The sequence below is a fragment of the Peptococcaceae bacterium genome (genome assembly GCA_024655825.1).
Taxonomy (GTDB): domain Bacteria; phylum Bacillota; class Peptococcia; order DRI-13; family PHAD01; genus JANLFJ01.
In genome coordinates this window covers 1-26,774 of sequence record JANLFJ010000022.1, presented here as the reverse complement: position 1 = coordinate 26,774, position 26,774 = coordinate 1, and the positions used below count along the sequence as shown (strand labels likewise).

Here is a 26,774-nt window from a genome sequence, read left to right as displayed (position 1 = left end):
AGTAAAAAACTTGAAGCAAAAGAATAAAAATTAATGTTTTTCTATTCTATTTGTCGAAAAAGCGGAGGCAATATGAGCTACCTTTCAAAAGAAAACAACAAGAAAAAGGTCTATTCTTTAAGCATGCCGCCTACCCAACAGGACCCCTTTCTTCATCCGTTCAGGCACAGCCGGATTATCAAGCATTTTGACAGGAAGGGAAATGCCTGCCATGCTCTGAATTCAGGTGGAGAGGTGGACTTTTATCTTCTTTTATCAGATGATGACGATATTGAGGAAATGCCCAGCGCTCATGAAGAGTTTGCCTTAAACATCAGCCAGCGGTACAAGATTGAACTGGAACTGTATTATGATAATATAATAAAGGGCATTTTTTGTTTTGACCTGAACAACCCTATGGATACCCACAATCTCCGGTGTGTACTGGAGAAAAAAAGCATTAACATATATTATATTTACCGGTTTGAAAGAGAATTCGTATGCTCTGGAATAAAGACCGTATACTTGCCGGGAATGCTTTGCTATGATCTCCAGCGCCACATGGACGGCCAAAAACCACTGCTTCTACCTTCGTTTTCAAATGACCAGGCAGATGACAGCTTTATCAATAAAGAAGTTCTCTTGCGCAAAGCCTGGGGTTTTTACATGGACTTTACTGCTTTTTTGAAAAGAGCCGGCAACTTGGAAGAAGCCGAAGAAATTGTGACGCGGCATATTCTTCACGCCCTCCACAGGATTCAGCACAGCAGAAGACCCAATATTAAAAATGACGTGGTTGTTTTATGGTTAGGAAGAAGGGTAAAGGTTAACAAAAATAACGTGCCCTCCGAGTTCTACAGCATTTATTTGTCGGGTGAATTATTTACGGGGAATAGGGACAGAGATTACGCGTGTAAAATTATGGAAGACGTCCTCAAAGAGATTCCTGAGTTTATCATGCCGTACTGGGTATCTCCCCTTGCGGAGGAAAGCATCCCCCTGGTTGTTTTGCGGAACGGCTTTCTTTCCCGCATCCATTTGTCGCGCCGGTTTTATGCTCTCGCCAATGAGTTATTCGAGGAACACTTTTTGCCTCACCCGGGTTATGAAAGCTATTACCACAAAGTTCTCCACTCTAAAGAGACGAATGAAAGGGAAACAAAGGTCTATAATTTTTTAGAAATCCGCCAGGAAAAACGCGGGTTTTCGGTTGAACCGCTTTCGTCGGAAGAAATACTGCAGCTGGTTAAACGGGGAAGGGAAGAAGATCTGCCGCGTGTCTTTCAAAACCTGTCCCGCGTTAAGGCCGAGGATATGGATGAGATTCTGGTTTCCTTATGTGAAAAGCACAAAGAAAAGATCGAGCCCTTTCTTCTGCCGTATCTCTCGTCCGACCAGCATGCCCTCAAAGCCGTGGCCATTCTTGGGCTGGGGATGATTGAAAGCGTGAGGGCTATTCCAGCCTTGATAGCCAGCCTTAAGGGCCCCAGGCGCGAGGCTTCGCTTGCCAAGTACGCGCTGGCATTGATAGGTGAAGAGGCCCTGCCGCATTTAAAGAAACTCTTGAACGACCGGAAAGCGGAAATACGCATCCGGGGTATCGAAACTTTGGCCCTGCTTGGTTCGGCACAAGCATTTGACGCTATTAAAGGCATGAAGAGCGACCGAAGCACCAAGGTGGAGCAGGTCAGAAAGCGCGCCTTGAAAAAATTTAAAGGACAATTCGCCTGATGTGTTGTTGACACAGCAATGCTCATCAGGGCGGCAGGAGGTAATACCGCTTGAAATACAAACTGAAGATTCGTCATTATGTAAGCATCATTGCTCTTTTGGCCTTGATCCCAACCTTGATTTTGGGGGTAATGCTGGCTTATGATTTTCTGAATAAAGGACAAAATTTGAAAAAACAGCATCTTGCTTTGGCTAATCAGATTTCTAAAGAGGTTTTTTCCTTCTTGAAAATACACCTTTTAGCGGTGGACACCCTGGCTAAACAGGTGGGGAGAATGAATCTCTCTCCTGAAGAGCTCAACGATGTTCTCAAACAGGTGGCGTGGCAGTACGAGGGCTTTTCCGAAATATATTTAGACATACCGGGCTGTCAGCTGAGTTCAAAAATTTTGCAGGCAACACCAGAAAGCCTCCGCGAAAAAACAGAACAAATCTCGCGGCAGATTTACGAAGCTGCTTTGCCTGCCAGCGGCAAATCCTTCGTTAGTTCTTTTTTTTATGACCGGACCGGCCGCCCCGCGGTTTTTATCTACGTGCCCATTGCGCAAGCAAACGCCACTTGCGGATATATCATGGGCATATTGGATATTAATTATCTGAACGCTCTTATTGATAAATACAGGATTTATCCATCAGCCTATACGATTCTAATAGATAACATTGGCCATTTTCTTGCTTTTCCGGAAGTCAATGCGCCTAATGTTTCTACACTGAGTTCACCCGTACTTCAAAAGCTAAAGGAAAAAAACAGCGGATCGATTGAATACCGCGGGCTTTATGGCCGCTGGGAGATTGCGAGTTACACCACAATTCCGGAATTCGGGTGGGGCGTATGGGTTACCGCTCCCCAGTACGAGGTCATGCTTCCCCTGTTCAGGGCGGCCGGCTTATCCCTGGCCTTGATAACGTTTAGCATTGCCGTTATCCTGTCAATCGGGCGCCTTCTTGAAAACAATATCGCCAAACCGCTGACCCATTTAAATGAAGCCTGCCAGCAGATTTCTTCAGGGAACCTGTTCCACCGCGTCGAACTGCAGGGGACTAAACTACCGGTTGAGATTAACACGCTGGCTCAAAAATTCAATTATATGGCGGCAAACATGCAGCATACCAATACACTTTTAAAACTGCACAGCGAAGGACTGGAAAGCCGCGTTAAAGAACGAACCCGGGAATTGGTATTAAAGAACAAGGAATTGTCAGTGCTCTATGCGGTTGCCTCCGCTGTAAGCACTACCCGCGCCCTGTCGGATGTGCTGGCAAATGTCGCGCAGGAAATTGTGTCGTTGTTTGAAGCGGAGGTCGTAACAATTTGGGTCACCAAAGACAGGGAAGACAGGTTGATTCACTGCACTTCTGATTGCCCGGACGCGCAAAAAAAGGAATACGAACGTTTTCTGGAGGTCTACTCGAAACAAGCGATCCTGGATGGCAAGCCGGTAATAATCCAGGAACTTGATAAAAAGATAGGACCGGCGAGCTTTCGCGGGGGCGGGAAACGGCTTGTTTCGTTGGTCAGCGTACCCATTATCCACGACAATAACATCCTGGGAACGATAACCCTGGCCAGCTGCCTCCCCAACAGGTTCAGCAGGCAGGAACTGGCGATAATGCAGGCTATCAACAGCCAGCTGGCCGTGGTTATTACCAATGTTTCGCTGTTTAATGTAATCAATGAAGAACATAATACCCTCCTGGCCGTGATGGACAGCATAAATGAAGGACTTGTGCTTTTTGACGCCAAAGCAACGATTATTTACGTAAACCCGGTGTTTTCGAGGATATTCGGGATGGAGGAGTTTAACTGGCAAGGGCTTACTTTCCAAGGGCTGCAGGGTTTTTTGAGTTATTTTGATGCAAATATCCCCTATGAAGACCTGTGGGATGATTTTAAGAAGAAAAAGGCTTTTCAGCACCGCGAAGCCATGTTGAACCTTAAGGATAAAACGCGTCATTATTTGATACTTGGGTTTCCCGTCATGTCCAATCAAAATTTTATTGGTTACGGTTATCTTTTCCGTGACATTACCCGCGAAAAGGAAGTTGAGTACCTCAAAAACTCTATCCTTTCCACAGTTTCACATGAACTGAGGACACCGCTCACCACGATCAGAGGCAGCGCTGAGTCGCTTTTGCGCAAGGATGTTGGCTGGCCGGAGGAAGAAAAAAGGGAGTTCCTGGTAGGTATCGTTGAAGAAAGCAAGCGCCTGCAGGATTTGATTGACAATATTATGGACATGTCCAAAATTGAGGCCGGGGTTTTAGGGCTTGACCTTCATGTCATTGATATAAGAAAGGTCATTCACCGGGTCCTCTGCCGGTTCAAGCAGCGGTTCCAGCCGGTCCAGTTTTCCGTGGAACATGCACCTGATTTGCCGCTTGTTTGTGTTGACGAGAGAAGAATTGAACAGGTGTTGAGCAACTTGGTGGAAAATGGTATAAAATATTCGAAGGAGACTCCGTACCTGGTGATTAAAACGGCGTATTTAAAAGAACAGGATATGGTGAAGGTAAGTGTGATTGATCACGGGATTGGTATCGATCCAGAGTACTACGAGGCGATTTTTGAGAGGTTTTACCGCATCAACCATGCTGCAGGCAAAGAAGCGGGCGGAAGCGGTTTGGGACTTTCTATATCCAAGGGGATTGTGGAAGCCCATGGTGGCAGGCTCTGGGTTGCCAGCAATAAAGGGCAGGGAAGTCAATTCGACTTTACGATACCATGTAAAAAAGAAGGGGGTAATGTTAGTTGAAACCGGTAGCCTTGGTCGTTGACGATGAGTCCAATATCTTACGTTTTGTGCGGGCCAATTTGCGCGCCAGCGGGTATGAAGTAGTTTCGGCTACGAACGGAGCGGAAGCGATTGCCCAATTTGAGTCGGCGAATCCCAATGTAATTATCTTGGATATTATGCTCCCGGTAATGGATGGGCTTGAAGTGTGCCGGCGAATTCGGAGCGTTTCCGATGTGCCAATTATCATGATTACCGCAAAGGACAATACTCAGGATTCAGTGGACGGTCTTAACGCGGGGGCTGATGATTATATTACCAAGCCGTTTGCGGTGGAAGAGCTTCTTGCCCGGATTAACGCGGTGATGCGAAGGGCCAGGAGCAATGTTTTACAGGCGCCCACGGATAAAATCCGGATTGGCAATATTCTCATCGACCTGGCCCAGAGACAGGTTGTCATAAACGGACAAAACGTGCATCTTACACCGACAGAGTTTAAGCTGCTCACCATCCTGGCCAGCAATTCGGAAAAGGTTGTATCGCACGAAGAGCTCCTGCAGGCTATCTGGGGCAATGAATACAAGGACTGCACCCATTATCTGCGGGTAAGCATCGGGAGGTTGAGGCAAAAAATCGAAACAGATCCCGGTAATCCCGAAATGATTGTAACCTGCAGCGGAGTGGGTTATATGCTGCGCGCAGTAAAGTGAGACCATGTTATCAGAGTATGGAAAGGAACAGCGATATGTTTAAGACTGGGGTTGGCGGGTATGCGCCGGAAGAAATAGACAGGCTGGTTGAATGGTGGCGCGAAGCAGACTACCGGGTCGTGTTGACGGGAGCCGGTATGAGCACGGAATCGGGGCTGCCTGATTTTCGCTCTCCCCAAGGGTTATGGCGCGGTGTGGATCCCAGCAGGATAGCCACGGTTTCAGCTCTCTATGAAAACCCCCTGGACTTTTACAATTTTTACAGGATGCGTTTATCCAATCTCGGCAAAGCCAGGCCGAACCGCGGGCATGAAATCCTGGGCAAGTTACAGCAAGAAAGGCTCCTAAACGCCATAATTACGCAGAATGTGGACGGCCTGCACCAGAGGGGCGGAGCCACCAGGGTGATCGAGCTTCACGGAAACTTGCGCGAAGCCCAATGCTTGAAGTGTAAAAAGGGCTACCCGGCAGAGGTCCTGGAGGAACAAGAAATTCCTACCTGCACGGCCTGCGGCGGGATGATTAAACCGGGAGTGATATTGTTCGGTGAAAGGCTGCCGGATGAGGCGCTGCGGCAGGCGGAAATGGAAACGAAAAGAGCTCGTCTTTTTGTGGTGATAGGCTCATCACTGGAGGTTTCCCCTGCCAATTATTTTCCCGTTATGGCCAGGGAAAGAGACGCAAAATTGGCCATTATCAACAAGGGACCGACCGTTATGGATCATGAGGCGGACCTGATCCTGCGCGGTAGTGCCGGGGAAATACTTGAAAGGCTTTATAATGCGCTTACGGGGAAGGCTTGATGCCTTCCCCGAGACTGTGGTGCGCCCTCCATGTGTGTTGCCGGCGCTTTCTTTATCTTTTCGTTCTTCCCGCTGTTTTGATTTTGTCTTTTACACGCTGCCGCCAGCCGGCGACCTGCTGGGTCGTGGGTTCGTTTTTCAGCATTTTGAGCACTTTTTCCCAGTTTATCTGATCCCGGTTTTTTTTATAGCAAGGCAGTTTTTGCCCCAGGTGGTTTTCCAGTTCCCGTATCAAAATTTTGGTACGGTAAGCATCGATACGTGTTCTGAGAAACATACCCAGAAGCAGTGAGGCAAGAATTATGGTAAGATAAAAAGTGAAACTTGAAGTTAATGATTTCAAAGAAACACCCCCGGACTCGAATGTTATTAAATTATTAATTCTATGGTTAATATTTTTCGACAAGAATTACGGATCACCTTTAACGACTTTGAAAACAATCAGGTTACTCTCTGTTGAATGAATAATAAAAGGAACGTGCGGCGGCTGGATGAACGACAAATCCCGGGTTGAGCCTATCAAAATCAGGTTTCCAGTTGAACAGGGGGACTTTGTCCGAGCAGGAGAAGCAAGCTCCAAGATCAAGCGGTTGCTGCTCCAGCTCGGCTTTTCCGCGGATGTCATCAGGCGTGCGGCAATTGCCACGTATGAAGCGGAAATGAATATTGTAATCCATTCCTGGGGGGGCTTTTTGGAGGCGGAGATCAACCCGCTCAAAATAATCATCACGGCACAAGACAAAGGGCCTGGAATACCGGATGTGGAACTGGCTATGGAAGCGGGGTATTCAACAGCGCCGGAACACATCCGGGAAATGGGGTTTGGAGCCGGGATGGGGCTTCCCAATATGCGCAGCTGCGCAAACGAGTTTACCATAGAGTCCCAAGCGGGGAAGGGGACCAGGGTGAAAATGGCTATTTGGGAAACGGAGGAGCAGGCTTAGATGACTTCCTATTTTCATGCGGTAACTCTCAATAAAGATAAATGCGTGGGGTGTACTAATTGCATCAAGCACTGTCCCACGGAAGCCATCAGGGTAAAGGAAGGAAAGGCCAAAATCATTGATGAGCGGTGTATAGACTGCGGGGAGTGTATCCGCATTTGCCCCCAGCATGCCAAAATGGCGGTAACCAACACGCTTGAAGAAATAAAACGTTTCCGCTATCCGGTGGCGCTGCCGGCCCCCACGTTGTATGGACAGTTTAAGGCCGGGACCACGGTTGACATGGTCATTGCCGGGCTTTTGGAACTGGGCTTTGCCAGGGTATGGGAAGTGGCAAGAGGAGCGGAGATAGTGTCCCGTGTAAGCGGGGAATATTTCAGGGAAAAGGAACTACCCAAACCGGTAATTTCTTCAGCCTGTCCAGCTGTGGTGAGATTGATCAGGGTGCGTTTTCCTGAGTTGATTAATAACATTTTACCGGTTGATTCGCCCATGGAGGCGGCCGCCCGCATGGCCAAGATGGAAATGGAAGAGGAAGGCTGCCCGCTGGATGAGGTCGGGGTGTTTTTTATATCTCCATGCGCGGCCAAGTTTACGGCAGTAAAAAACCCCATCGGCAGGAGAAAGTCTTTCGTTGACGGGGTAATAGCAATTTCCGACATTTATGGGCCGCTGTACGGTATGCTTGAAGAGATGAAAGGAGCACCCCGCTTGCAAAAATCAACTGGTTCCGGTATTCACTGGGCTGTGTCAGGCGGCGAAATGAGATTGCTTCCCAAACGCAGCAGTTTGTCGGTTGACGGCCTTGTCAATGTGGCCCATGTCCTGGAAGATGTGGTAATGGGAAAACTGAAAGAGGTCGATTTTATCGAAGCCCTGGCCTGCGTTGGCGGCTGCGTAGGCGGGCCGCTCACCGTGGAAAATCCTTTTATGGCCAAAACGCGCATTGTGGCTCTGGCTAAACGGGCAGGCCAGCCGGTGGACCTGCTGCCGGAGCTGCCTGAAGGGACTAAATGGCAGGATTTTACCTGGACGGAAAATCTGCAGCCGCAGGCCGTATTGAAACTGGATGATGATCTGGCCGAAGCGATCAGAAAAATGGAAGCACTGGATGAAATCCACAAATCGCTGCCCGGCTTGGACTGCGGTTCATGCGGGGCTCCAACATGCCGGGCCCTGGCGGAAGACATCGTCCGCGGGCAGGGCAATGAGGTTGACTGTGTTTTTAAACTGCGGGAGAAAGTCGCCGAACTGGCGGAAAGAATGGTGGCACTATCCAGCAAACTGCCGCCTTCGATGAACGAGAAAAAGCAAAAGGAGGGTAAACAATAGAATGCGCTTGGCTTTGCTGCAGGCCGGGATCGTCTTCGGCGACCCGCGGGCAAACCTGGAGAAGATGAGGATGATGGCGGAGAAAGCTGTGGAAAACAAGGCTGATGTGGTTATTGCACCGGAAATGTGGAATTCCAGCTATGCCGTTAAGGAGGTGCCGAACCTGGCGGACAGGGCCGGTTTTCCGTCCGCAGAAGCAATGGGGGAACTGGCCCGCCGTCACGGAATAAATATAGTCGCCGGTTCCATTGCGGACATGAGGGACGGCCGTATCTATAATACCAGTTACGTCTTTGACCGAGAAGGCCGCAATGTTGCCAGGTATGACAAGGTTCATCTCTTTCGCCTGATGAGGGAAGATCAATACCTGGCGGCGGGCGAGCAGAGGGCGGTCTTTGAACTGGACGGAGTTAAATGCGCCGTCATCATCTGTTATGACTTGCGGTTCCCGGAGCTGGTTCGCGCGCTGGCTTTGGACGGAGCCCAGGTGTTGTTTGTTCCGGCCCAGTGGCCAATGCCCAGGATTCACCCGTGGCGTATTCTCATACAGGCCCGGGCAATCGAGAACCAAATGTTTGTGGCTGGCGTTAACAGGGTCGGAAAGGAAGGAAGATATCTTTTTTTCGGGCATTCCATGGTTGTGGACCCATCCGGTGATGTCCTGGCGGAAGGTTCGGAGGACGAGGAACTGTTGCTGGCCGATATAGACTTGGAACAGGTCAAGAAGGTAAGGGAATACATGACTTGTTACCATGATCGTGTGCCGGGAGTTTATAAAGGACTGGACAGTTGATAGATTGAAGCGCTTAGAGCCACCGGTTAAGCCAGTATTTTTCAAAGAGTATTTTAGCCCAGTAGGCTGGCTTGGCCGGCCTGAGCAGGGTAATAAAGGGAGCCGGCTGGCGATAGTAGTGGACTGTTGAATAACGGGCCCGACCGAAGCCGGTGTTCATTATGCAGGCGCCCTTGCCCGTGTAGCGGTAAACGGGCTTTTTACCCCGCGCCAAAAGAGCGATATTCCTTGCCGTCACTTCGGCCTGGTAATGAGCGAAGATGCCGGCTTTAGGAGCCAGAGCGCCGATGACGGGAAGCCTGATGGCTGTCGCATCACCGACGGCGTAAACACTGGGGCAGCCGGTTGTGAGCTGGTATGGGTCTACCTTGACCCAGCCGGCTTCGTCCACCAGGCCGGTTTCGCGCAGAACAGACGGGGCCCGGTGCGGAGCGATGCCCAGGAAGAGGTCGCCTTTTATTTCCCCGTGGTCAAGAACAAGGGTTCCAGGTTCAAGTCTTATTACCTTCGCTTCCGTTAGCAGGTTGATGCCTTTCTTCGCCAGCATGTTCCTGACGCTCCTGCCGACCAGGGGCCCGGCCAGCGGCTCAGGAGAAAGATCGGGAGTTACCAGGGTCAGTTCGATTCTTGAGCGCAGACCCTTCTGTCGGAAAAACTGGTCGAGCAGGAACACCATTTCATAGGGAGCCGGCGGGCATTTGTAAGGGGTGCTGGATATGAAGAGGACTACATGCCCGCTTCTCATGTTAAAAAGGGCTTCCCTCGCTTTCAACAGCTCTTTAAAGTCATAAATGTTGTAAGCGTTGCGGGAAAAGCCTGGTACGGTTTCAGGGTTGTACTCTGCGCCCAGGGCGATTACCAAGTAGTCACAGCTCATGGTTCCCTGGTCAGTGGTTACAAGCTTTTGAGCGGGATTTAATGCTGTCACTTCCGTGTGGATGAATTCTATGCCTTTTTTTTCAAGTCTGGCCAGTTTTCTTGTGACTTCCTCCGGCTTTCTTTTTCCGATTAACAAGAAAGGATAGGAAGATGAAAAATAGTGGTTTTCTTCTTTATCCACAACCGTTACCTGCATTTCCTTTCCCAGGGCTTTTTTCAGCACCTGGGAGGCAACGATGCCGCCTATACCGCCTCCCAGGATAAGGGTTTTATATTTAGCCATTTTTCAACACCATTTTATTTTCCCAGTGTTATTCCTGGATTATTCGCCCGGTAAAAAAGCTGCTGAAAACAGTTTCAGCAGCTTTTGAGGATAACCATTAACTCTTTTCTCATTCCTGGACAGCTTCGTTAAGGTCGGCTATCAGTTTGTCCACATCAATACCGTGGGCCATCGCGCCCTGGCCCAGGTTTTCGAAACGGGCGGCGGCGCATCCTAGACAGCCCATGCCGTGTTTAATAAAGACATCGATGGACTGGGGGTACTTCTGTACTATTTCCGATATGGACATTTCTTTAGTGATTTTCATGGCGGACCTCCCTCACTTTTTATACTCCTTGAGTATAACAGAATTCAGGCGGTTTCACAACCTTGCCCGGTGCCGTTGGATATATGAGGCGGGGTTTTCCAAGACACAGTTTTGCTTTAATATTCCAACAGGAAAGGGAAGACCGGCGTCGAATATAATTGCGACAACAAGCTTGGGTTTTTAGCAGGGGGGCTTATGACAAAAAAAACAGCAGTTTTCTTACTGGCGGCGGTGCTGGTGCTACTCCTGGCGCAAGGGGGATGCCGCCCGGCAGTTGAGACGGGTGAGCCGGACCCTTTTCCGGGCCAACAGCCGCAACCTGGCGACACGTCCATAGAACCGCCAAAGGCGGATCCAGCAGCCGTCAAGGTTGATGAAACGGGCAAAGTCATGATACTCATGTACCATGTCATCGGCGCGGAAAAGGAAGCGCCCTGGAAGCAAACGGCAGCGAACTTCAGGCGCGATCTTTTGACGTTGTACAACGAGGGTTATTCGCTCTGCAGTCTCGGGGATTTTGTGGCAAACGACATCAGGGTCGCGGCCGGCAGGACGCCGGTAATCATTACCTTTGACGACGCAAGCGCGGGGCAGTTTCGCTATTTGACGGGTGAAAACGGCAAGAAGGAGATCGATCCGGAGTGCGCTGTGGGGATAATGCTTGACTTTGCCGAAAAGCACCCGGATTTTGGCTGCACGGCGACGTTTTATATCAATGAAAACCCGTTTGACCAAAAAGAGTGCTGGAAGGAAAAACTGCAGGAGCTCGTGGAGCTTGGTTTCGACATCGGCAACCATACCCTTACCCATCCCAAACTGAACCAGCTTTCCGACGAGAGCGTGCAGAAAGAACTGGCCGGCCTGGCCAGGCTTGTGGAACAAGCGGTGCCGGGATACCAGGTCGATTCGCTGGCCCTGCCTCACGGCATATCGCCCCAAAACGCTCTGCTGGCTGTTCAGGGGGAATACATGGGGTACCGGTACCATCACCGGGCGGTCCTGAAGGTGGGGGCCAATCCCGCAGTCAGTCCGGCGACCAGGGGATTTGATCCGCTGCGGCTTCCGCGGGTCCAGGCCAGCACAGTGGAATTGGAAAAGTGGCTGAATTATTTCAGGAAGAACCCGGCTGAGCGCTATGTCAGCGACGGTGATCCGTCCACAATTACCATCCCGCGGGGCAAGGAGGGACTTGTCGATAAGGAAAGGATCAAGGGAAAAGAACTTGTTGTTTATCCATGAAGAGGATGTGTCGTTTCGCACTGGGTTGATGCGCTTGTCTCATGTTTCCTGAAAGAGGGCGGTGGAAAGATAGCGCTCGCCTGAGTCAGGCAGGATAACCACGATTGTTTTACCCATATTTTCGGGTCTCTTGCCGATCTGGGTTGCGGCATAGACTGCGGCCCCTGATGATATTCCCACAAGCAGCCCTTCAGTGCGGGCTAACTTCCTCACTGTTGAAAAGGCTTCTTCATCCTTGACTTTGAATATTTCATCAATTATTTCCAGTTTTAAGACATCCGGGATCATTCCAGCTCCGATTCCTTGTATGTTATGAGGTCCCGGTTTCCCACCGGAAAGCACAGGCGAATCGAAAGGTTCGACTCCCACTACCTGGCACTTCGTGTTTCGCTGCTTGATAACCTCGCCGATTCCTGTAATTGTACCGCCGGTTCCAACGCCGCAAACGATGATGTCCACCTGGCCCTCCGTGTCTCTCCATATTTCTTCGGCGGTAGTGTTGCGGTGTATTTCCGGGTTGGCGGGATTTTTAAACTGCTGCGGGATAAAGGAGTTGGCAATTTGGGCACCCAGTTCTTCCGCTTTCCTGATCGCGCCCGGCATTCCTTCAGAACCCGGTGTAAGAACAAGCTCTGCGCCCAGGGCTTTTAACAGTTTCCTTCGTTCAAGGCTCATGGTGTCGGGCATGGTGAGGATCAATCTGTAGCCCCTGGCAGCAGCGGCAAAAGCCAGGGCGATGCCGGTATTGCCGCTGGTGGGCTCGATGATTACCGGGTCTTTTTTTAATTTTCCGTTATCTTCGGCTGCTCTGAGCATGGCATAAGCGGTTCTGTCTTTAATGCTTCCCGCAGGGTTGAAGTATTCCAACTTGGCGACGAGCCTTGCGTTTAAGCCTGCGCTCCTGCTGTATTTGCTCAGCTCAAGCATAGGGGTATTGCCGATCAGGTCGGTTAAGGTTTTAGCTATTCTCATCATTGGTTCTCCTTTTTATATCCGGTTAATACTGGTTTTTTAGGCTTTCTCAGCCTTTTCCAGTTTTTTAAGTCTCATTTCCAGTTCCTGAATACGGTTGAGCAGGGACTGGAACATTTCCCGGTCAGGGTCGGGCAGTTTATTGTGTTCCAGGTCGACGGCCGGATGCTTTTTCTCTTCGCTTTCCATACCGGGGACGCTTTTAGGAACAACTCGTCCGGGAATACCCACCACTGTGCTGTTGGGCGGAACCTCGCTCAGGACAACAGAACCCGCACCGATTTTTGAATTGTCGCCTACTTTAAAAGAACCCAGGACCTTGGCTCCGGTGCTGATTACCACGTTGTTCCCAATGGTTGGATGGCGTTTCCCTTTTTCTTTTCCAGTTCCGCCCAGGGTAACTCCCTGGTAAAGGGTTACATTGTCTCCGATTTCCGCGGTTTCCCCGATGACTACACCACACCCGTGGTCTATGAACAGCCCTTTGCCGATTTTCGCTCCGGGATGGATTTCGATTTGGGTCAAAAAGCGATTAAGCTGGGACAGGAAGCGAGCGGTGACGTACCATTTTTTGTTGTAGAACCAGTGGGCCACCCGGTGGAGATTGACCGCATGAAAACCAGGATAACACAGTATAACTTCCAGGACGTTCTTGACTGCCGGGTCCCGCTCAAAAACCGCCTGGATGTCTTGTTTAATTGTTTCTAAAATGCTCATTCGCCATTGCACCTCCTGGTATACATAAGCCCTTCTCTTCAATGAAGAAAAAATGCTGGCCTGGAGAAGGCGTGTGATTATGAGAAGTATACAACAGCCGGAAAGTGTTTTCAATAGTACAGACAAGCAGGCGTGTACAGACAAGCAGGCGGCGAACTAAATCTTATTCGTGGTTTAAATACTCCATTTTGGTACTTTTCTTTTTTAGCTGGTCATAGTAAAGTAGAACGTGCATGAGATTATTTACCGAAGCTGCCGCCGGGAGGGGTCAATGAAGAATGGCCGAGATAGAAGGTTTGACCGGGCTCAGACCCGGGAAGGAAAGCATAAAAAGTGTCACCTGTCCACCTTATGATGTGATCAAAGCGGGCAGCAAGCTGGAAATGGTGTTGAACGCGAACAGGAACGCACTGTCGCATATTACGCTGGGACAGGACCCGCTTGGAGTGCTCAACAGGCTGATAAAAGAAGGGGTCCTGCAAGAAGACAAGGTCCCGTGTTTTTATGTGTACGAACAGTCGTTCGCCGGGCGAACGAGAACAGGGGTTCTGGCGGCGGTCAGGGTGTACGATTATGCCGAAGGCGAGATCATCAGGCATGAAAGAACTTTTGATGACAAGGTCCGGGGCAGGCTAGAACTGCGCGCTAAAACCGGGTACACCTTTGAACCGGTTTTTCTCTTAACCAAGGCACCGGTTGGAAAAATACTGGAAAGGGTGAAAGATTTAAACCAGCCGGAATACCAATTTATTTCCGATTTTGAGGGGGCCTCCGAGCTCCACGGGATTGCCAACCGTATCTATCGTTTGACAGAGGACAGCAGGGAAAGCCAGCAGCTGAAAGCGCTGATTAAAGGGAATCCCCTGTATATTGCCGATGGACACCACAGGTATCATGCCTCCCTTTTAAACAGGCAGACTCACTGTCTTGCTTACATTTGCGAGGCCGGGCAGGTGGAAATCCAGGCCTATAACCGGGTTATCAAGGGAACGGTAAAATTTGACGAGATAAAAGAAAGACTGAAGCTGTCTGAGCTCCGGGTCTTTGCCACGCCGCCCAAGCATCATTTCGCCGTGTATACGAAAAAGGGCAGTTATCTCATCAAGGCCAGGCATATACCGGATGATGTCGTCGGCAGGCTGGACTGCAGCATCCTGGAAAACGAACTTTACCCTCTGCTGGGCCTAACCCGCGAGATGATCAGGGATCCACGGCGCTTTGATTATTTCCCTGAGTATGAAATGGACAGGATGGTGGAAACTGTAAATGCAGGCAAGTACGATATCGCTGTGGCCCTGCATCCCGTTTCCATTGAAGAATTGATGGCGGTGGCCGATGCCGGTATAAACGACTCAAGCATTGTTATGCCGGAGAAGTCAACGTTTTTTGTTCCCAAAATACTTTCGGGAATCTTTATCTACAAGCATCGGATTACCTGAGATTGTCCTGAATTATCCGGGCGAAACGATCATATCAACCGTAAAATATTGAGGATAGGACAATGGTCGGAAAGGAAAAACAGTGCAGTTTGTGGAATTATTACTATAAAACTATAAAACGCTCCTGCGAGGTGGGTGTGCGTGTGGAAAGGCAGAAAAATAGTTTTACGCCAGCTGAAAGCCTCTGATGCGGAGATTTTGCAAAGATGGTATGTCGATAAGGAGTTCCGCATGGCCTACGATGAGTACGAAAGCGTAGATTTGGATTCCATTCGCAGGGAAATTGAGATGACCAGGGTGGATATCGGCGACCCGAAAACAAAAAAAGTCGTTTATCTCGTTTTACGAAAAATTGACCAGCGTCCTATTGGTTTGGCCTGTTTGAGGCGTATCGACCGCCAGAACGGCAACGCCGAAGTGGTCCTGGGTATAGGTGAAAGGGATATGCGGCTTGCCGGGTACGGGGTTGATATCCTCATTGTGCTTTTGGACATCGTTTTCTACGAACTTGGGCTGGAAAAGGCTTACCTGCGTATTTACGACAATCATGAATTGGGTCGCAAAAGCGCTGTCAGTTTCGGATTCATCCCGGAGGGTAAAATGCGCAAACAGGCTTTTGTGGAAGGAAAATACGTCGACCTGTGGATATTGGGACTGTTGAAGGAGGAGTATGAAACACTGCCCATCGTTCCCAAGTGGAAGAAAAAATACTCGGATGTTGATAGAATAAGGGATGATTTTTAATGAATGATTTCGAGAATAAACCAAGAGTAATTGTCGAATACAAGAATAAAAAAAATTCTTCCGGCAAGGTTATTGATGGAGTGATCCATCTAGCGATCTCCAGCCGCCTTGAACAGAAAGAACGGGAGAAACACATAGAAAAGCTGACCCATAAACTGATCGACAAGATGACCTGGGCCCGGAACTACCGGTTCGAGGACCGGGAGGGCGTGGTCCGTTCGGACGAAGATTTATGGCACTTGGCCCAAACGATTAACCGCGCTTACTATAACTTCCCCCTGGATAATGCCGCTTTTCACCGGCAGCACAGCACATGGGGAACATGCAGCCGCAAAACAGGACAGATTTATATTTCCCACCGTTTGGTGGGCGCCCCGCTGGACTTGTTGTGGTATGTGGTGACGCATGAGATCTGCCATCTTGAAGAGCCTTCGCACAACAACCGGTTTTGGCAGCTGGTCAATAAAGCCTGCCCGAACTACCAGGACTGCCGGAAGAAACTGAAAGCTTTTGGTCTGCAGTAACAAAACATTGATTAATTAAATGAAGAAAAGGGTGTTTGCCGTGGACTGGGGATTTTTCCTTTTTTTATTTTTAATAATCACCTCGCTTATGCCCATGCTTAAGCAACACCGGCTCGAAATGGAAAGAATCAGGCTGATGCGGTCAATTGAGAGAAAGCGTGGGTCACGGGTAATTACCATGATTCACCGCCAGGAGTCATTGAGCTTTTTAGGTTTTGCTTTCAGCCGGTACATCAACATCGAAGATTCCGAACATATCCTGAGGGCCATTCGCCTTACTCCCGAAAACATGCCCATAGACATCATTCTCCATACCCCGGGGGGGTTGGTCCTTGCTTCCGAACAGATTGCCTACGCCTTGCAGAGGCACCCGGCCAGGGTTACAGTGATGGTACCTCATTATGCCATGTCGGGAGGGACGCTGCTGGCTCTTTCCGCGGATGAAATCCTGATGGATGAAAATGCGGTCCTGGGCCCGGTCGACCCGCAGATTGGTCAGTACCCGGCTGCGTCGATACTTAGGGTTACAAAAGAAAAAGACATAAACGATATAGATGATACCACTTTAATCCTGGCCGATATAAGCCAAAAAGCGATCCACCAGATGGAAAATACGATTTACAATTTACTGGTGGACGAGATGCCGGAAGAAAAGTCGCGTGAAATAGGCCGCATTTTCAGTGAGGGTTTATGGACCCATGACTATCCCATAAAAGTTGACGAGTTAAAGAAAATGGGGATACCGGTAAAAGTCGGGCTGCCGGAAGAAGTATATCACCTGATGGAGCTTTATCCGCAGCCGTCCGGACGCAGGCCGTCCGTACAGTATATTCCTTTGCCGTATGAAGCCCCAACTAACGAAAAACCAAAAAAATAATTACCTGGGAAATATAGGAAGATTTATGATATGAAAAGCAGGGAGCTGTTGAAAAAAATTATTGGGATAGCGGGAACCGCCAAAAACACAGGGAAGACAACAACCATGACCGCTTTGATGGATAGGGTTTACCAGGAAAGAGTAAAACTTGGTTTGACAGGAATTGGATACGACGGCGAGGCGGTGGACAACGTGACAGGCTTGCCCAAACCGCGTATCCGCTGCGAAAGAGACACGATTATTGCTACTGCTGAACGCTGCCTGCAGGCCGGGTCGGCCGGTATTGAGGTTATGACCTTGACCAAGGTGCGCACCGCCCTGGGCAGGGTCATCATCGGCCGCGTAATAGAACCGGGCCAGGTTGTGCTTGCTGGACCAATTAAGGGTTCGGAGTTGAAAATGGTCAACGAGACTCTTAGTGAGCACGGCTGCCGGTTGATCCTGGTAGACGGCGCTCTCAATAGAATGGCCCCGATGGTGGAAACGGACGGGTTAATACTGGCCACGGGAGCGGCCAGGACTTCCAATATTCAGGAACTGGCCGGCGAGACTCGTTCCCTGGCGAAAATATTGAGCCTGCCTTTCTGGCAGAGGCCAGGCGTGCCGGAGGTTAAAACCTCATCGCTCTTGACCGAAGCAACGGTGGCCGAACTCCTGAGAAAGGTTGCCCCGGGAGATGAAGCGGTTTTTGTAGATGGCGTAATCAGCGAAAACTGTTTTCAAATGATCGCGGAGCGGGGAAGGGACGAGCTGGCAGGTAAAGCCCTGGTCCTGCCTGATCCCATTAAAGTAATGGTGGCCGGGAATCCGCAGAATGTATGCCGGATGCTGGACGAATTAAAGAGCAAAGATATCCATATTTTTGTAAGGAAAAGAATAAAGTTGATTGCCGTAACCGTTAATCCCTTTTATCCAAGGTATCGTTTCGTTTCTCGTGATTATGAGCCGGCCTACGTGGATAAGGATGAGCTAAAGAGCGAGCTGTCGGCAGGTTGCGGCGTTCCTGTGTTGAATGTAGTTGATGATGGAGTGGAAAAGCTCTGGGAACATATCGGTTAAATGCAAATATCGGGCAAGACCCTTATACCGGCACAGCAGCAAAAAAACAGGGGGGAGAAGGATGATTTATGACAAGGCCCACGAACTGGCGAGGGCGATCAAGTTTAGCCCGGAATACAGGCAGTTCAAGGAGGCAAAAGAAAAAGTCAGCCAGAATCCTGAGAACATTAAAATACTGCAGGATTTTCACATGAAGCAGCTGGAGATACAGACCATGCAGGTGATGGGCAAGGAAATACCTCCTGAGAAAATGCAGGAGTATGAGAAGATGGGCGAGCTGCTGTCATATCACCCCAGCGTGCGGGAGTTTCTTCAGGCCGAATTCAGGCTGGCCCAGGTTATGGCCGATATTCAGAAAATATTGGCCGAAGCCGTTGAGCTTGAGTTGCCCAAAGTTGACCAGCAGAAATAGTTTATTGTACACCGGGTGAGGATATGCCTAAAGCACGACGTATGACCAGGCAAAGAAAGATAATCCTGGAGATTTTGCGCAGCACCAGAATCCACCCTACCGCCGAGTGGGTTTATGAACAGGCCAGAAAACGCCTGCCGGAAATAAGTTTGGGGACGGTTTACCGCAATCTGCACTTGTTGGAGGCAGAAGGTGAAATAATGGAGCTTAACTGCGGCGGCGCGTTCAGCAGGTATGACGGTAAGCCGCTAAACCATGCTCATTTTAAATGCCAGGAATGCGACAGGGTTTTTGATGTAACCAGCCCGTTTGAGTTTAACGAAGGGCAAGGGCCGGTTGAGCTGGAAGGCCACATGGCCAGCAGTTACCAGCTTGTTTTTTACGGCATGTGCCGTCACTGTTTGAATAAAAACGCGGGCGGGTTAGAATAGCGGCAAAAGGTGTGGTGTCAGGATGGAGGTTTATGCGCTGGTGGGTTCGACCGGTACCGGGAAAAGCCACCGGGCCATGATTGTTGCCTATCAAGAGGGCATAGACACGATAATAGATGACGGCCTGCTGATTAAGGACGGGTGCAAGCTGGCCGGAAGGTCGGCTAAAAGGGAAGCTACTGCCCTGCAGGCTGTAAAGAGGGCTATCTTCCTTGATCCCGAGCACGCCGAAGAAGTAAAAAAACGGCTGCGGGAAGAAAATCCCGAGCGTGTCCTGGTTCTCGGCACATCTTTAAGAATGGTCTGCCGCATCACCGATTCGTTATCAATTCCCCGGCCTACAAGGGTAATCAGGATCGAGGATGTGGCTACAGAGCGCGAAATAAAACTGGCCCGGGAACTGCGAGAAACATACGGTATGCATGTTATTCCTGTTCCTACTGTTGAGGTAAAAAAGGATTTTCCCGGCTACCTTGTGGATCCTTTAAAATATTTTTTCAGTAAAAAAAACGAAAACCGTCGCAAAATAGGTGAGAAGTCGATCATCCGGCCGAAGTTCAGCATGATCGGCAAGCTGGTTATAACAGAGCATGCGGTTGCTCAGATTGTAACCATTGTAGCATTACAAACCCCTGATGTGGGGCAAGTCACGAAAGCCCAGGTGGAAATGAGCGGCGAAGGAGTGAAGATACGCCTGGAAATAACGGCGCGCTACGGGTGTTTTTTGCCGGATGTTGCTCGTGCCGTTAAAAAAAAGGTGGAAACAAACCTGGAAAGCCTTACCGGCTTGATTGTCTATGGGGTACACGTTATTGTGAAGTCACTTGAAACCCAGCACAAATAGACGACAGGCATAAAGATGATGCAATCTGTCTTGGAAATGGGGGAATTCGGGTGGAGCAAGCTGCCTTTACCAGGTGGATTTGTGAAGGCGGGCAGGTGGTGCTGCCGGTTCAGTTGCTGGAGAAAACGGAGCGCCTGAACCTGCCTCCGGAGCACCTGGGATACTTGGTTTTGGCTATGGCCCGTTGCCAGGAGGGACGGGGCTATGAAGAGCTTGCCCGTGACAGGTGGATAAAATGGTGCCTGGCGGAAGGCTGGGCACGGTGGCAGGGGCAAGGGGATGAAAAAAGCATCACGTTTTCGCCTTTATGGGAAAGGCTGTATGCAATCTGGCAGGAAAGCAGCCAAGAGAATGATATGACTGCAAGCAGGCAGAAGAGAGACTTTAACTTTGAAAAGATTTTAAAATGGCTTGATGCGGAAAGAGGCACTCTTTCCATAACTTTAAGAGAAAAGCAGGTAATCCAGGAATTCAATTTGAAGTACGGCTGGTCTTCAGATTTTATTCTGATTTTCCTGCAGCTGGCTTTTGAGCGAGGGAACAGGCAGGTTCATGCTTACCAGCCTATTGCCAAGAGGGTTTACGAGTGCGGGATTGATACGGTTCAGGGTTTGATAAATTTCATGGATGAACAGGACTGGGTACAGTACAAGGCAGCGGAAATAAAAAAATGCATCGGCCAGTACGGAGGGGTTACCAGGCCGCAAAGAGAAATGTATCTTAAATGGCAAAACCAGTGGAAATTTAGTCATGAATTGATCCTTAGGGCGGCCGAAGAAACTGTCCGCACCAATAACCCAAACTTCAAATACATTGACGCCATTTTGCAGGACTGGTATGAAAAAGGGGTCAAAAATCTCAAAGATGCGGAAACAGTACTGCGAGAGCGTGAAAAAAAGAATGGTGGGCCCAAGCCGGCCGTAATAAAAAAAAGGATTAACCGGATAGATCACAGGAACTGGGAAGATATTTGAAAATACAGGTTACCTATTGTAGGAGAGTGAAAATATGGCGCTGCAGTCGATGGAATTAAAGCGTCAGAAAAGGATAGCGGAGTGGGAGACAAGGATTCAGCTCTTACATAATAAGTTTCCCCGTTTGGAGGAAATAAGCAGGTTGTATGCCCGCCTGTCTTTAGAACTTGTCCTGGTGGAAATGGGAAATGGTAAAATGGGCATGAGCAGGCAAGATATTCTTAAAACCCAGGAGTCCCTTGTGCTGGAAAGAAAAAGCATCATCGCCAATAACAATCTCCCGGAAAACATTTACGATGTTTGGTGGGACTGCGAGAAGTGCAAGGATACGGGGTTTCTTGGACCTGGGCTGAAATGCTCGTGCCGAATTCAGGAGGAAATAAAGGCGCGCTGGCAGACAAGCGGCCTTTCTCCCGAACAGGAAAGGCAGACGTTTGGGACATTTTCGCTGGAATGGTACCAGGACAAGGAGAGGCACCGCCAGATATTGGAAAAATGTGTTGCTTTTGCGGAAAAGGTTTGCGCAAAACAACCAGTGGAAAACCTGTTTCTTTATGGGCCGGTGGGAACGGGGAAGACACACCTTTGCAGTTCGATAGCCAATTATGTTTTGCAGGCCGGGATAAACGTCATTTACATTAAAATATCACAGCTTCTTGACCTCATTCGCGAGTATAAATTCAGTCGCGAGTGGGACGAGCAGGGACAGCAGCAGAAGCTTAAAACCCTGTACCGCGTGGATTTGTTAATAATAGATGACCTTGGCACCGAGACTTCTACCGACTTTGTTCGGGAACAGCTGCTTTTGCTCCTTGATGAAAGGAACAACTATCGTTTACCGTGGGTGATCAGCACTAACCTTACGCCTAATGAGATAGGTACCATGTACGAAGACAGGCTTAGCGACAGAATGCTGGCCACCTCCCAAATTCTAAAATTTACGGGCGAAAGTGTCCGCCGCCAGAAAAAAATCATGAGAAAATGAAACAGAGGGAAGAAACTGTTTTTAAGAGGCCAAAGCAAGTAAAAACAGCCGCCGTCATGTTATGCCTTCTTTTTTTGTTCTCTTCCTGCGGCCAGGAAGAGGCAATGCCTGATAAGGGAATTGATGATTTAACGGCTGGGCAGAGAATCATGACACATGTGGAACAACTGGCTGGAAAAGAAATGGCCGGGAGAAGGGTGGGCAGCCGCGGCGAGGCCGGAGCAGCTCTTTACTTGGCCCGCCACTTGAAAAAGGCCGGCCTTTGCCCGGCTGGTGATGCAGGTACTTTCTTTCAAGCCTTTCCTGTGTGCAAGTATGAACCTGTACTGGCAGACAAGCGCATGACCTTGAGACAATCTTCGGCAGAACCGGCCGGCTTTAGTGAAAACGTGCTGGCGGCGCTGCCGGGAAAAACCGGTGAGGTAATAATAGTAAGCGCGCATTACGATCACCTGGGGATAGTGGAAGGCAACCTTTATCCCGGCGCCAGCGACAACGCCTCAGGAGCTGCTGTTGTACTGGAACTCGCTCTAGCCTTGAGGGAAGAAAAACCCAAATATACAATACTATTTGCTTTTTGGGGAGGGGAAGAGGCCGGTTTGTTGGGGTCGGACCATTTCAGCGAAACCCCCACCGTGGCGCCGGAAAAGATAAGCGCGCTGGTCAACCTGGACAGTATTGGCAACCTCGGCCCGGACAAGAAGCTGCTGGGCTGGAAAGCCGGCGAGAACGAAGTGAGCGCGGAAATATTGAATAAGCTGGCGCAGCAGGGCTGGGAGGTCAGCTGGGAGAAAGGCAATGGGCATAAAAGCGACGAGGCGTCTTTTGCCCAAAAAGGCATGGCTGGTTTTACGTTACTTTCCCCAAACTGGTTGGTAGACAACCACACCCCACGGGATACGGCTGACAGGGTACAAACCGGGTATCTCGTTGAACTGCTGGAAGCCATAAGAATAGCCCTGCTGACATAAATATTATTACTGATCAAAGCAGTGAAGGAGAATGGATGAATGAACGTAACAGGATGGCAGATTTTTTTTATGTCAGCGCTGCCGGTGACGGAATTGCGCGTTACCATTCCCCTGGCGCTGGCTGTAGGGTTTGCTCCTGTCAAAGCTTTTGTCCTGGCCGTGCTGGGCAATCTGCTGCCAGTCGTACCTTTAATGCTGCTGCTGGAACCGCTGAGCAGGAAACTGCGGAGGTTTCCGGCCCTGGACAGCTTGTTTCAGAAAATCCTGATCAGGACTAGGCGCAAAGGGTCCCAGGTGCAAAATTACGGAATCATAGGTCTTTTACTGTTTGTGGCTGTTCCTTTACCCGGAACGGGAGCCTGGACTGGAGCAATTCTCGCCTGGCTGTTGGGCTTCGATTTATACCTGAGCGTGATCTCCATCTGCGCGGGTGTCATGCTGGCCGGTGCGCTGGTGACCCTGGCCGGCATGGGAATGGTTAGAATCGCGCTGATGACCGATCTTGAGTATGTGTTGATTATTGCAGCGGTTGCTATACTTTTAATGGTTTGGTACAAGAACAAGCATTGAGGCTGTTTATTCAAACCAGGGCAAGGTATAGTAATAAGCATTTACTGTTTTGGTGATAACTTCAATGCCGACATCGACAATCTTTGGTTCTCCCGCCAGGTTCAGCAATATCTTGGCCCTTCTTTTCCGGGGGTCTACTTTGTGTATGATGCCTTCCAGGCCTTGGAGCGGCCCTGACTTCACGACAACCCTGGAATTGATTAGGTAAATCCTCGATATGTCAACGGTTTCACTATGCCGTGTCAGTTCGTTTATGACAGCCATTTCCTCGTCGGTTACTGCGGAAAACTGAGAACCGTTGCCTAATACACGGTAATATCCTGGGACGTTTTTCAGTTTATGATACAGTGATTGATCCATGTTGGTCTTAATGAAAACATAGCCGGGGAAGAGAGTTTTTGACGTGTATTCAAGTTTTCCCAGCCGTTTTTCGGGGAGCAGCCTTTTGGGCACGAAAGGCTGCAAAAAAGATTCGTCAAAAAAATAACGCAGGCTTTTTTGGACCATCTCCTCTTTTCCCGTTTGCACAAAGAGCACATACCATTCCATCGATAATCACCATGCAATTGTAATATATGGTTATTTAAGATAATTCTAGGGAGTATATGGAAGGATGTCAACGGGAATAATGTCGAAAAATTATATATAATGTAGAAATAATGCAAAGTTTTATTATTGACATGTCTAGAAATAGTTAATATAATCAAAATATGGAAATATATAATCACTAGGCAGCCAATCGATGTTCAGGCACGTTGGCGGTCTGTGGTTTAGTCTATTAATTCAGATGTTGAGCGGTAAACAGCGATTAGTTTACCAGGCGGGTTATTTTATTGACTTTTTTAGACAATTTTACGAGGGTATATAGAATTGCGCATATATGCTGTTTCCGATCTCCATATGGAATACAAAGAAAACCGGCGGTGGGTAGATGATTTACCGCGTGCTGAATTCAGGAAAGATGTTCTTATTCTGGCCGGTGATGTGACCGATGATTTGAATCTCCTGGAAGAGACCTTTCAGGAACTGAAAAACAGGTTTTATCAAGTGCATTATATTCCCGGCAACCATGACCTGTGGGTGCGACATGGAAAGGGGATAGATTCACTGGAAAAGCATAAACTGGTACAGGCCGTGTCCAGGAGCTGCCGCGTTTGGATGGAACCGGGCGATTACGGGGATGTTTCAATAATTCCTTTATATGCCTGGTACGATTACAGCTTCGGCGAACCTAACGAAAGAATCCTGGAAATTTGGTCGGATTATTACGCCTGCCGGTGGCCGGCAGGCGTGGATGAAAAACAGGCAACAAGGTATTTTATCGAAATAAACAGGGAGCACTTGAAAAAAAGGAACAAATGGGTCATCTCGTTTTCACATTTTCTGCCGCGCATAGACTTGATGCCGTCTTATATACCACCTGAAAAACGTGATATATATCCAGTGCTGGGAACTGCTCTTCTGGAAAAACAGATCCGCTGTCTTGGGGCGGACATTCATGTTTTTGGGCACACTCATGTGAACACCACTGTGGTGATCGACGACGTAACATACATTAATAATGCCCTGGGTTATCCGCACGAAAAAAGGATCAGCGCTCGTGAACTGAAGCGCGTTTTTTAATACAGGCGGGAAGGAGATCGAAATGATTTTATGCCGGTTCAATGCTCACCCCTGATACTTTGCCATAAACTGGTTTTGAGAAGGCGAAAAAAAGAATACGACTCTTCTTTTTGCCTGTTCTGGGTATCACAGAACGATAATTACAAGTCCCTTGTCAGGTATTTACATCCCAGAGAGGCAAGCTGCTACGGATCAATGCAGTTTGAAAAAAGGAAAAAAGACTATCTCTTAGGACGATACAGTGCGAAAATGGCTCTTTCTGTTCTAAGCGGAGAGACCGAATTGGACAAAATATTCATTGAGCAGGGTGTTTTTAACCACCCCGTAGTTTTGGGCACTTGCCAGGTCCAGAGCCTGGAGGTGGCAATAACTCATTGCGATGACCTGGGAGCGGCAGCCGCTTTCCCCAGGGCCTATCCGCTGGGAATTGACCTGGAAAGGGTGAGCACGGACAGAATCAGGGTTATGGAAAAAGAGACAACGGGCGAAGAGAAAAAAATTCTCAAAGACTTGCCTTTTTCCAAAGCGGTCTCCCTGGCTTCATTTTGGACGGCGAAAGAGGCCCTGTCCAAGGTTTTGAAGACCGGCCTCACCACCCCTTTTCACATTTACGAGATCAACCGGGTGGAAGGACATGAGGGTTACCTGATCAGCCACTACAAGTATTTTACCCAGTACTGCTGCTTTTCTTTTGACTGGGGCGGTTATGTTTTTTCGATGGCCTGCCCCAGGGAGACCGAACTGCCGGTCGAGTTTATAAGTCATCTCCAGGAACTGTCGTTTGTACTGCCCGGTACCCGGGATGAAGCGGTGAACTGATGTCTCTCCGTACACAAACATGGAGGGCGTTTTTTATATATGCGCAATGATTGGCGGATGTTTTGAAAAGAAATTTGAGAAAGTGGAAGGAGTATTCTTGATGAATGAAAAACAATTGGCGGTGGTTCTTGAAGAAATGTTGGGTAAGCTGGAAAAGCTCGAGCACTGCCTGGAAGAAATCAAAGGTTATATGAATTCGGTGGATGACACCTTTTATGACCACGAGAAGCGTCTTGAATTTCTGGAGAAAAAAGCCAGGCCAGGGTGGTGAGGCGTTTAATGGAGAGAGTGAGTTTACTGTTTTACCGAACGGGTGAGGAGAAGTTGTTGCGAAAAACCGCTTTAATCCTGGCTTTTTTCTTATTCCTGGCCATGCCGGCGCAAGTTTGGGCATTCGACGAGATCAAGGTTTATATTGACGGGATAAGGATTTCTTTTCCTGACCAGGCCCCTTACATCAACGGCGAAGGCAGGGCGATGGTGCCGGTGAGGTTCGTTTCCCAGGACCTGGGGGCGGAGGTTGACTGGGACGAGCGGGAACAAACGGTAAGAGTCAGGCAGGAGGAGAAAAGCATTAGCCTGAGGATTGGGGAGAGGAAGGCAAGGGTTAACGCAAGCGATGTGGCGCTTGATACGGCGGCGGCTCTGGCCAATAACCGGACGATGGTGCCCCTGCGGTTTGTCAGCGAATGCCTGGGCGCCGGCGTGGAGTGGAACGGCGGCAAAAGGGCGGTGTATATAACCAGGCTTGACAAGCCGGTTACGCCTTTTGCCGGCACTCCCATGAATGAGAAGACGTTTAAATTTTATGGCAATACAGACGAGATAATTTACGGTTCAAATGAACCTGGGGCCAGGTACATGTATGTTACGACCGACCAGCTTCCGGTGAGATTTGGCACATACACCGTTTACAATTTAACAATTGATCAAAAATATGTCTATGTAAAGCAGTCAGAAGAGACAAATTATGCTGCTCAAATGCTTATCGTCCAGGACGGGGTTGTCATTGGCGGCAGGAATGATTTTACATATGAAGCAAATCCATTTACGGCAAAATACCAAATCCATAGTAAAGTTG

Annotated in this window: 30 protein-coding genes; 24 read left to right on the top strand and 6 right to left on the bottom strand. The window is 49.1% G+C overall.

Annotated features, from left to right (window positions below; translation table 11 throughout):
• The first annotated feature begins 72 nt into the window (after positions 1-72).
• Genes NUV48_09715 through NUV48_09700 form a run of 4 tightly spaced genes read left to right on the top strand, consistent with a single transcriptional unit; the run spans position 73 to position 5,955 of the window.
• Positions 73-1,710: a hypothetical protein gene (locus NUV48_09715; protein MCR4442414.1), complete on the top strand. Its 1,638-nt coding sequence runs from the start codon at positions 73-75 to the stop codon at positions 1,708-1,710.
• A gap of 50 nt (positions 1,711-1,760) precedes the next feature.
• Positions 1,761-4,463 (top strand): ATP-binding protein, encoded by a 2,703-nt coding sequence (locus NUV48_09710; protein MCR4442413.1) that lies wholly within the window; start codon positions 1,761-1,763, stop codon positions 4,461-4,463.
• Entirely contained in the window at positions 4,460-5,152 is a 693-nt protein-coding gene (locus tag NUV48_09705; GenBank protein MCR4442412.1) for a response regulator transcription factor, read from the top strand. Before NUV48_09710 ends, NUV48_09705 begins: the two co-directional genes overlap by 4 nt.
• A 35-nt stretch (positions 5,153-5,187) precedes the next feature.
• On the top strand, positions 5,188-5,955 hold the full coding sequence (locus NUV48_09700) for an NAD-dependent deacylase (GenBank protein MCR4442411.1): 768 nt from the start codon (positions 5,188-5,190) through the stop codon (positions 5,953-5,955).
• Between the two features lie 52 nt (positions 5,956-6,007).
• On the opposite strand, the gene NUV48_09695 is transcribed toward NUV48_09700, so the two are convergent.
• Positions 6,008-6,298, bottom strand: a complete 291-nt coding sequence (locus NUV48_09695; GenBank protein ID MCR4442410.1) for a hypothetical protein — start codon at positions 6,296-6,298, stop codon at positions 6,008-6,010.
• Positions 6,299-6,446: 148 nt separating this feature from the next.
• On the opposite strand from NUV48_09695, the gene NUV48_09690 reads away from it, so the two are divergent.
• From NUV48_09690 to NUV48_09680, 3 genes are read left to right on the top strand one after another with little or no spacing between them, the layout of a single operon-like run.
• A complete protein-coding gene (locus NUV48_09690; protein ID MCR4442409.1) occupies positions 6,447-6,899 on the top strand; it encodes an ATP-binding protein in 453 nt (150 codons plus the stop codon).
• On the top strand, positions 6,900-8,231 hold the full coding sequence (locus NUV48_09685; GenBank protein MCR4442408.1) for a 4Fe-4S dicluster domain-containing protein: 1,332 nt from the start codon (positions 6,900-6,902) through the stop codon (positions 8,229-8,231).
• A 1-nt stretch (position 8,232) separates the two neighbouring features.
• Entirely contained in the window at positions 8,233-9,024 is a 792-nt protein-coding gene (locus NUV48_09680) for a carbon-nitrogen family hydrolase (GenBank protein ID MCR4442407.1), read from the top strand.
• 13 nt (positions 9,025-9,037) lie between these two features.
• On the opposite strand, the gene NUV48_09675 is transcribed toward NUV48_09680, so the two are convergent.
• Together NUV48_09675 and NUV48_09670 are read right to left on the bottom strand one after the other, a co-directional pair.
• Entirely contained in the window at positions 9,038-10,186 is a 1,149-nt protein-coding gene (locus tag NUV48_09675; protein MCR4442406.1) for an NAD(P)/FAD-dependent oxidoreductase, read from the bottom strand.
• Positions 10,187-10,295: 109 nt separating this feature from the next.
• On the bottom strand, positions 10,296-10,493 hold the full coding sequence (locus NUV48_09670) for a DUF1858 domain-containing protein (GenBank protein ID MCR4442405.1): 198 nt from the start codon (positions 10,491-10,493) through the stop codon (positions 10,296-10,298).
• 195 nt (positions 10,494-10,688) lie between these two features.
• Between NUV48_09670 and NUV48_09665 the strand changes: the two genes are divergently transcribed.
• Positions 10,689-11,732, top strand: coding sequence for a polysaccharide deacetylase family protein (locus NUV48_09665; protein MCR4442404.1), 1,044 nt, complete (start codon positions 10,689-10,691; stop codon positions 11,730-11,732).
• 39 nt (positions 11,733-11,771) lie between these two features.
• Here the strand turns inward: NUV48_09665 and cysK are convergent, their stop codons facing one another.
• Both cysK and cysE read right to left on the bottom strand, forming a co-directional pair.
• Complete coding sequence (gene cysK, locus NUV48_09660; protein MCR4442403.1) at positions 11,772-12,704, bottom strand: cysteine synthase A; 933 nt, start codon at positions 12,702-12,704, stop codon at positions 11,772-11,774.
• Between the two features lie 39 nt (positions 12,705-12,743).
• Entirely contained in the window at positions 12,744-13,535 is a 792-nt protein-coding gene (cysE, locus tag NUV48_09655; GenBank protein MCR4442402.1) for a serine O-acetyltransferase, read from the bottom strand.
• A 164-nt stretch (positions 13,536-13,699) separates the two neighbouring features.
• Between cysE and NUV48_09650 the strand changes: the two genes are divergently transcribed.
• The 12 genes from NUV48_09650 (at position 13,700) to NUV48_09595 (ending at position 23,251) form a co-directional block, all read left to right on the top strand.
• Positions 13,700-14,860: a DUF1015 family protein gene (locus NUV48_09650; protein ID MCR4442401.1), complete on the top strand. Its 1,161-nt coding sequence runs from the start codon at positions 13,700-13,702 to the stop codon at positions 14,858-14,860.
• A gap of 141 nt (positions 14,861-15,001) precedes the next feature.
• A complete protein-coding gene (locus tag NUV48_09645; GenBank protein MCR4442400.1) occupies positions 15,002-15,604 on the top strand; it encodes a GNAT family N-acetyltransferase in 603 nt (200 codons plus the stop codon).
• Positions 15,604-16,128, top strand: coding sequence for a M48 family metallopeptidase (locus NUV48_09640; GenBank protein MCR4442399.1), 525 nt, complete (start codon positions 15,604-15,606; stop codon positions 16,126-16,128). The genes NUV48_09645 and NUV48_09640 overlap by 1 nt, the downstream gene beginning before the upstream one ends.
• 19 nt (positions 16,129-16,147) lie before the next feature.
• Positions 16,148-17,005 (top strand): hypothetical protein, encoded by an 858-nt coding sequence (locus NUV48_09635; GenBank protein ID MCR4442398.1) that lies wholly within the window; start codon positions 16,148-16,150, stop codon positions 17,003-17,005.
• A gap of 30 nt (positions 17,006-17,035) precedes the next feature.
• Complete coding sequence (locus NUV48_09630; protein ID MCR4442397.1) at positions 17,036-18,064, top strand: hypothetical protein; 1,029 nt, start codon at positions 17,036-17,038, stop codon at positions 18,062-18,064.
• Between the two features lie 61 nt (positions 18,065-18,125).
• Positions 18,126-18,476 (top strand): YlbF family regulator, encoded by a 351-nt coding sequence (locus NUV48_09625; protein MCR4442396.1) that lies wholly within the window; start codon positions 18,126-18,128, stop codon positions 18,474-18,476.
• Positions 18,477-18,499: 23 nt separating this feature from the next.
• Positions 18,500-18,907: a transcriptional repressor gene (locus NUV48_09620; protein ID MCR4442395.1), complete on the top strand. Its 408-nt coding sequence runs from the start codon at positions 18,500-18,502 to the stop codon at positions 18,905-18,907.
• A gap of 22 nt (positions 18,908-18,929) precedes the next feature.
• Complete coding sequence (locus NUV48_09615; GenBank protein MCR4442394.1) at positions 18,930-19,751, top strand: Asp23/Gls24 family envelope stress response protein; 822 nt, start codon at positions 18,930-18,932, stop codon at positions 19,749-19,751.
• A gap of 50 nt (positions 19,752-19,801) precedes the next feature.
• Positions 19,802-20,725, top strand: coding sequence for a DnaD domain protein (locus NUV48_09610; GenBank protein MCR4442393.1), 924 nt, complete (start codon positions 19,802-19,804; stop codon positions 20,723-20,725).
• Between the two features lie 34 nt (positions 20,726-20,759).
• A complete protein-coding gene (locus tag NUV48_09605) occupies positions 20,760-21,710 on the top strand; it encodes an ATP-binding protein (GenBank protein MCR4442392.1) in 951 nt (316 codons plus the stop codon).
• 104 nt (positions 21,711-21,814) lie between these two features.
• A complete protein-coding gene (locus NUV48_09600; protein ID MCR4442391.1) occupies positions 21,815-22,681 on the top strand; it encodes a M20/M25/M40 family metallo-hydrolase in 867 nt (288 codons plus the stop codon).
• 39 nt (positions 22,682-22,720) lie between these two features.
• On the top strand, positions 22,721-23,251 hold the full coding sequence (locus NUV48_09595; protein ID MCR4442390.1) for a small multi-drug export protein: 531 nt from the start codon (positions 22,721-22,723) through the stop codon (positions 23,249-23,251).
• A gap of 6 nt (positions 23,252-23,257) precedes the next feature.
• Here NUV48_09595 and loaP read toward each other — a convergent pair whose 3' ends face one another.
• Complete coding sequence (gene loaP, locus NUV48_09590) at positions 23,258-23,800, bottom strand: antiterminator LoaP (GenBank protein MCR4442389.1); 543 nt, start codon at positions 23,798-23,800, stop codon at positions 23,258-23,260.
• Between the two features lie 321 nt (positions 23,801-24,121).
• Here loaP and NUV48_09585 point away from each other — a divergent pair, with 321 nt between their 5' ends.
• The 4 genes from NUV48_09585 to NUV48_09570 form a co-directional block, all read left to right on the top strand.
• Complete coding sequence (locus tag NUV48_09585) at positions 24,122-24,874, top strand: metallophosphoesterase (protein MCR4442388.1); 753 nt, start codon at positions 24,122-24,124, stop codon at positions 24,872-24,874.
• A 30-nt stretch (positions 24,875-24,904) separates the two neighbouring features.
• Positions 24,905-25,693, top strand: a complete 789-nt coding sequence (locus NUV48_09580; protein ID MCR4442387.1) for a 4'-phosphopantetheinyl transferase superfamily protein — start codon at positions 24,905-24,907, stop codon at positions 25,691-25,693.
• 100 nt (positions 25,694-25,793) lie between these two features.
• On the top strand, positions 25,794-25,964 hold the full coding sequence (locus tag NUV48_09575; protein MCR4442386.1) for a hypothetical protein: 171 nt from the start codon (positions 25,794-25,796) through the stop codon (positions 25,962-25,964).
• Between the two features lie 8 nt (positions 25,965-25,972).
• A partial coding sequence (locus NUV48_09570; GenBank protein ID MCR4442385.1) for a copper amine oxidase N-terminal domain-containing protein occupies positions 25,973-26,774 on the top strand: 802 nt, incomplete at its 3' end.

Coding starts and splice junctions, on each gene's coding strand:
- NUV48_09600 (MCR4442391.1), top strand. CDS start 21,815: ATGCCTGATAAGGGAATTGATGATTTAACGGCTGGGCAGAGAATCATG.
- loaP (MCR4442389.1), bottom strand. CDS start 23,800: ATGGAATGGTATGTGCTCTTTGTGCAAACGGGAAAAGAGGAGATGGTC.
- NUV48_09650 (MCR4442401.1), top strand. CDS start 13,700: ATGGCCGAGATAGAAGGTTTGACCGGGCTCAGACCCGGGAAGGAAAGC.
- NUV48_09630 (MCR4442397.1), top strand. CDS start 17,036: ATGAAAAGCAGGGAGCTGTTGAAAAAAATTATTGGGATAGCGGGAACC.
- NUV48_09575 (MCR4442386.1), top strand. CDS start 25,794: ATGAATGAAAAACAATTGGCGGTGGTTCTTGAAGAAATGTTGGGTAAG.
- cysK (MCR4442403.1), bottom strand. CDS start 12,704: ATGAGAATAGCTAAAACCTTAACCGACCTGATCGGCAATACCCCTATG.
- NUV48_09615 (MCR4442394.1), top strand. CDS start 18,930: ATGGAGGTTTATGCGCTGGTGGGTTCGACCGGTACCGGGAAAAGCCAC.
- NUV48_09665 (MCR4442404.1), top strand. CDS start 10,689: ATGACAAAAAAAACAGCAGTTTTCTTACTGGCGGCGGTGCTGGTGCTA.
- NUV48_09625 (MCR4442396.1), top strand. CDS start 18,126: ATGATTTATGACAAGGCCCACGAACTGGCGAGGGCGATCAAGTTTAGC.
- NUV48_09685 (MCR4442408.1), top strand. CDS start 6,900: ATGACTTCCTATTTTCATGCGGTAACTCTCAATAAAGATAAATGCGTG.
- NUV48_09700 (MCR4442411.1), top strand. CDS start 5,188: ATGTTTAAGACTGGGGTTGGCGGGTATGCGCCGGAAGAAATAGACAGG.
- NUV48_09670 (MCR4442405.1), bottom strand. CDS start 10,493: ATGAAAATCACTAAAGAAATGTCCATATCGGAAATAGTACAGAAGTAC.
- NUV48_09605 (MCR4442392.1), top strand. CDS start 20,760: ATGGCGCTGCAGTCGATGGAATTAAAGCGTCAGAAAAGGATAGCGGAG.
- NUV48_09715 (MCR4442414.1), top strand. CDS start 73: ATGAGCTACCTTTCAAAAGAAAACAACAAGAAAAAGGTCTATTCTTTA.
- NUV48_09635 (MCR4442398.1), top strand. CDS start 16,148: ATGAAGAAAAGGGTGTTTGCCGTGGACTGGGGATTTTTCCTTTTTTTA.
- NUV48_09595 (MCR4442390.1), top strand. CDS start 22,721: ATGAACGTAACAGGATGGCAGATTTTTTTTATGTCAGCGCTGCCGGTG.
- NUV48_09690 (MCR4442409.1), top strand. CDS start 6,447: ATGAACGACAAATCCCGGGTTGAGCCTATCAAAATCAGGTTTCCAGTT.
- NUV48_09675 (MCR4442406.1), bottom strand. CDS start 10,186: ATGGCTAAATATAAAACCCTTATCCTGGGAGGCGGTATAGGCGGCATC.
- NUV48_09580 (MCR4442387.1), top strand. CDS start 24,905: ATGCCGGTTCAATGCTCACCCCTGATACTTTGCCATAAACTGGTTTTG.
- NUV48_09640 (MCR4442399.1), top strand. CDS start 15,604: ATGAATGATTTCGAGAATAAACCAAGAGTAATTGTCGAATACAAGAAT.
- NUV48_09620 (MCR4442395.1), top strand. CDS start 18,500: ATGCCTAAAGCACGACGTATGACCAGGCAAAGAAAGATAATCCTGGAG.
- NUV48_09680 (MCR4442407.1), top strand. CDS start 8,233: ATGCGCTTGGCTTTGCTGCAGGCCGGGATCGTCTTCGGCGACCCGCGG.